The organism is Peribacillus sp., from assembly GCF_059453735.1.
In genome coordinates this window covers 1-5367 of sequence record NZ_JAZVJO010000421.1, presented here as the reverse complement: position 1 = coordinate 5367, position 5367 = coordinate 1, and the positions used below count along the sequence as shown (strand labels likewise).

The 5367-nt window shown below is 38.9% G+C and carries 5 protein-coding genes; 3 read left to right on the top strand and 2 right to left on the bottom strand.

From position 1 onward, the window contains the following. A partial coding sequence (locus AC52RT_RS13910; RefSeq protein WP_495541298.1) for an LCP family protein occupies positions 1 to 723 on the bottom strand: 723 nt, incomplete at its 3' end. A 208-nt stretch (positions 724 to 931) separates the two neighbouring features. Further along, positions 932 to 1567, bottom strand: a complete 636-nt coding sequence (locus AC52RT_RS13905) for a YigZ family protein (RefSeq protein ID WP_495541297.1) — start codon at positions 1565 to 1567, stop codon at positions 932 to 934. A gap of 681 nt (positions 1568 to 2248) precedes the next feature. Here AC52RT_RS13905 and AC52RT_RS13900 point away from each other — a divergent pair. The 3 genes from AC52RT_RS13900 (at position 2249) to AC52RT_RS13890 (ending at position 5127) form a co-directional block, all read left to right on the top strand. Continuing rightward, positions 2249 to 3397 (top strand): sensor histidine kinase, encoded by a 1149-nt coding sequence (locus AC52RT_RS13900; RefSeq protein WP_495541296.1) that lies wholly within the window; start codon positions 2249 to 2251, stop codon positions 3395 to 3397. 37 nt (positions 3398 to 3434) lie between these two features. Then, positions 3435 to 4115, top strand: a complete 681-nt coding sequence (locus AC52RT_RS13895) for a response regulator (protein WP_495541295.1) — start codon at positions 3435 to 3437, stop codon at positions 4113 to 4115. A 163-nt stretch (positions 4116 to 4278) separates the two neighbouring features. Further along, complete coding sequence (locus tag AC52RT_RS13890) at positions 4279 to 5127, top strand: DegV family protein (RefSeq protein ID WP_495541294.1); 849 nt, start codon at positions 4279 to 4281, stop codon at positions 5125 to 5127. Positions 5128 to 5367: the final 240 nt, after the last annotated feature.

Genomic DNA, 5367 nt, shown 5'->3' with positions numbered 1-5367 from the left:
TCCTTTGGCCACAATTGCTTTGAGAATTTCTTGTTGACGTTCTCCACGCTGGATATCACTATCCTGCTTACGTGTACGTGCAATGGCTAAGGCTTCTTCGCCATCAAGAGTTTGCAGGCCAGGTTCTAAGTGAATCGCGCCCTTTTTATCGTTGGAATCCATTTCATTGATTTCGTAAGGGACATTTACGTCAATGCCATCTAGTGCATCGACGACGTCAATAAAGGCGTTAAAGTTCATTCTGACATAATAATCAACTGGGATATCTAATAACTCTTCGACAGTTTCAATTGTAGACTTTGGTCCACCGAAAGCATGTGCTGAGTTAATTTTTGATGTTGTATTACGTGAAGGAATATATACATTCGAGTCACGTGGAATACTCACGAGCTTTATTGATTTCTGTTTTTTATTGAAGGTGGCCAACATCAATGCATCTGAACGGGAGTTACCTTGGTAATTTCGTTCACTGCTGTCATCCACACCGATAAACAATATTGATATATTGTCTGCCATCGGATTAACGGCACTGTCTCGTTTAGAAGATGTACCAACTGATTCATAAGATGCATCAAATATATTTTGAGCTTTCGTATATAAAACGGCTGCATACGAAGAGGCTGCTAAAACAAGAATCAATATTGGAATGAAAAATAAAAGAGCTTTTCTTCGTTTTTTCCTTCTAGTTTTCCTCACTTTATATACACGTCTTGTAGTAGACATTGTTTCTTCTCCTTTAAAAGTCATTCCCTAGAATGTCATTTTCATAATATAAGAATATAAGTAGTTTAATATTTCGTCTGTGGGGTAAAAATTATACCGAATTACATTCTACATTGATTTATTCAATGAGTAAAATAAATATTTCTTTTTCATGTGGTAGTTTACTGGTAAAAACACTAAAGTTAGGAATAGTTGAAGAAGAAAGCGATTATGCCTTACTTTGTTCAAGATATTGTGTGCCCGTTTCTATAAGCGCTGCTTGTCCGTTAGTCAGTTCTGTTATCCAGTTAGAAAATGTTTCAACAAGATCTTCTTTTACAAAGATAAGGATTGAAACTTTTTCAAGATACTGTATGTCTTTAATGATATACGTTGAGGCCCGTAATTCATTTTCAAGCTTACCAAGCCAATGATATTCGATTTGAACGTTCATAACTTTCATAAGTGTACGTTCAACGATGCCCGCAGCGTTAATTCCTTCAGATGCTGATCGGCTGTATGCCCGAATTAATCCGCCTGCACCGAGTTTGATTCCTCCGAAATAACGTGTGACAACTACAGTCGTATCCTTCAGTCCTTTTTTGCGAATCACTTCAAGAATCGGGACACCTGCTGTGCCGCTTGGTTCACCATCGTCCAGGGCTTTTTGGATTTGGTCACGTTCGCCGATTAAGTAGGCCGAACAATTATGTGTGGCATCTTTATGAAGCTTTTTAATGGAGGCGATAAATGCTTGAGCCTCATCTTCGGTTTCGGTACGTGAAATATGGGCAATAAAGCGTGATTTATCAATAATAATTTCATGAATGGCTGTTCCCTTTACCGTTAAATACTCAGAGAGCATCCTTTGTCACCCTTCCGTTCGTTTGTTTCATATAGTATAAGGCTTAGGGATTACACGAGCAAATCAATTTTGATAATCATATTATTCGTAATCAAACGGTAAGATATTGTATTGGTATCTTAATATAATGTAAGTTTTTACATGATATAATGAAAGAATTCCTATATATATTGACTTAGTTACATATGCTTAAAAGAATATTTTCCGTAAAAATCAATCAATTTTTTTCGACATTTGACCTCAGTTGCTTAGAAAATCCAGTAATAACAAGGGTTTCAACGTTTGCTGAATTTAAAATAATTATCTTTTTTGTCTAATTATGATTTATCCTTCGATTTGCTTGTTTTATACATAATGCATTAGGATAATAGAATAGACTAGAACTTTCTAGTAAGGTTAAAAAATAGGAAAAAGCTATCCAATTACAAGAAAATTCGACAATCAGCGCAGGTATAAATAGCTGAACAATATTTTAGTTAATTGATGTAATGTACGTTCTTTTGATACAATTCAGACAGTAAGTGAGTAAATTGTAATGGTTGGATATTGGAAATGACAAGAACTGATTAAGTAGACAGGATGAGGCATTTCTAATAATGAAAAGGAATGAAATAAGTGTACATAAACCGACATATAAAAACTGATGCAGTGAAAATTGTTGGTGCAGGCGGAGGGGTCTCTATGTCCATGAAAAAAGTCGATGTTAAAGCATTGGACATGATATTAGAAACCATGATTAGCACTGTGGGAAGCAGTAAAGATGATATTTTTGAAATTGAAGAACAATGCCGAAAAGATTATGAATCGATGGCAAAAGAACTTGAGCAAATTCGCGTCAGAGTGGGAGATGTAATAGAAGAAAGCGACATCTTGGATACAAAGGCCAGATTTGCTAGGAAACGTTTGTCTGAAGTGAGTATGCACTTTGATAAGTTTTCCGAAGAACAAGTTCGTGATGCCTATGAACGAGCCCATAAACTACAGGTAGATCTGCAGATGACTCGTCAGTTAGAAAGGCAGCTTCGAGATCGGCGTGACGATCTTGAGAGAAGACTAAAGAGTCTATTGCAAACAATCGACCGTGCAGCTCATCTTGTTTCTCAAATTTCTGTTGTGTTAAATTACCTAACGAGCGATTTAAAGTTTGTTGGGGAGGCACTTGAAGATGCTAAAAGAAAACAGGATTTCGGTTTAAAAATTATTGAGGCTCAAGAGGAAGAACGAAAGAAGCTTTCGCGTGAAATTCATGATGGTCCAGCCCAAATGCTTGCTAACGTAATGATGCGTTCCGATCTGATTGATCGGATATACCGAGAACGCAGTAGTGAAGAAGCGCTGGCAGAAATCCGTAATCTAAAAGTAATGGTACGAAATGCACTTTATGAGGTTCGCCGAATTATTTATGACCTAAGACCGATGGCGCTGGATGATCTAGGATTGATTCCAACCCTCAGAAAATACCTGCAAACAACCGAAGATTATAATACGGGTGTTCATTTAAGTTTTATTAATATTGGTGAAGAAAAACGCTTGCCATCTGACATGGAAGTCGCTTTCTTCCGATTGGTTCAAGAATCGATTCAGAATGCTCTTAAACATGCAAAACCGCAAAATATTCAGGTCAAGCTTTCGATCGCCGCTGAGCTCGTAATGGTTATGATAAAGGATGACGGAATTGGCTTTGATTCTTCGATTCAAAAAGAAGGATCATTTGGTTTAATGGGAATGCGTGAACGAGTTGAACTGCTCGAAGGAGAGCTAACGATTGATTCACATCCTGGTGTAGGTACACTTGTGTGTATCCAGGTTCCATATAAAAAAGAAAATTAAAAAGAGAAGTACCAAGGAAACAAAGGGGGCGTCACATTTGAAAACAAATATTATTATTATTGACGATCATCAACTTTTTCGTGAAGGTGTAAAACGCATACTAGATTTTGAAGCGTCATTTGACGTAGTAGCAGAAGGCGATGACGGAAGTGAAGCAATGAGCCTAGTTGAGGCCCATCATCCAGATGTAGTCATCATGGACATTAATATGCCGCGTATCAATGGAGTCGAGGCAACTCGTATGTTAATTGAACGCTACCCAGATACAAAAGTCATCATTCTTTCCATTCACGATGATGAAAACTACGTAACGCATGCACTGAAAACAGGTGCACAAGGGTATCTATTGAAAGAAATGGATGCAGATGCGTTAGTAGATGCAGTTAAAGTGGTTGCTGACGGAGGATCTTACTTACATCCTAAGGTAACGCATAATCTTGTTCAAGAGTACCGCAGACTAGCTATGGAAGAACATTCAGGTAATGAGCGTTACGCACCTGAAATCAGAAAGCCGTTGCATCTGCTTACGCGCCGCGAATGTGAAGTGCTTCAGCTCTTAGCAGATGGTAAAAGTAACCGTGGAATTGGTGAAACACTATTCATTAGTGAAAAAACCGTTAAAAACCATGTGAGTAACATCCTCCAAAAAATGAATGTAAATGACCGGACTCAAGCTGTTGTACTTGCGATTAAAAATGGCTGGGTTGAAGTGAAATAATAGACTGATAGAGGTCGCCTTTCCATGTGGGAAGGCACTTTTTTTTGCTTAATAAGGAGAGTATTTCCACAAACTTATTAATGCAATTGGGAATATTTTCAGCTATGATAGAGGTCAGCCCATGTCGGGGAATAGAAAATGGAAATGAGGATGATAGACGTTTATGAAAACGGCAATTGTTACGGATAGTACTGCATATATTCCTAAGGATATTAGAGAACGATTAAACATACATATGGTTCCACTTAACGTCATCATTGGCAAAGAAGCGTATCGTGAAGAAATTGATATTACGGCAGATGAATTTTACGAAGAAGTAAAAAAAGTAGAAAAGCTTCCCACGACTTCACAGCCATCGACCGGTCAATTTATGGAGAGATTCGAAGAACTGAAGCAGGATTATGATGCGATCATCAGCATTCACCTCTCAAGCGGAATCAGCGGTACCTATCAAGGGGCGATTTCAGCAGGAGAATTAGTGGACGGAATTGACATATATGCTTTCGATTCAGAACTGAGTTGTCGTATTCAAGGGTTCTATGTTCTTGAGGCGGCGCAGATGGCTTTAGACGGAAAAGAGCCGGAAGTGATTATTGAACGCATGAATGAGATTAAAAAATCACTGAATGCCTTTTTCATGGCAGACGACCTGAGTCATCTACAACGAGGCGGCCGTTTGAGTGCGGCTGCAGCTTTAGTTGGCAGCATACTGCAAATTAAACCGCTGCTTCATTTCAAGGACAAAGTTATCGTCCCTTTCGAAAAAATTCGCACGCGAAAAAAAGCGATGAAGCGTATTGCTGAACTGCTTGGCGAAGCGATCAATGAAGATGGCGGCGTATACAAAGCGGTCATCATTCACGCCAAACGCGAAGCAGAGGCAATCGAATGGAAAGCCGAACTACAGGTTCAGTACCCAGAAGTAGAATTCGACATCAGCTACTTCGGTCCTGTCATCGGCACCCACCTAGGCGAAGGGTCCATGGGCATGGGCTGGTATAAAGTAAGCTAAATAAACTGTACGTCCCGCTGAAAGTTGGCGGGACGTTTTTTTGAGTTTTAGAGAGATTGAACGCCTAGCACAGAAAATGGGGAGTTTTGCACAGAAAATTGAAAGTTCTGCACACAAATCGAGCTGAAGTGCACAGAAATAGGAAAGTTCTGCACACAAATCAGACTGAAGTGCACACATAAGGCTAAAAAGTGCCTTAAAAGTAACGCTAAGTTGACTCCATTTTCAATAAAACGTTAG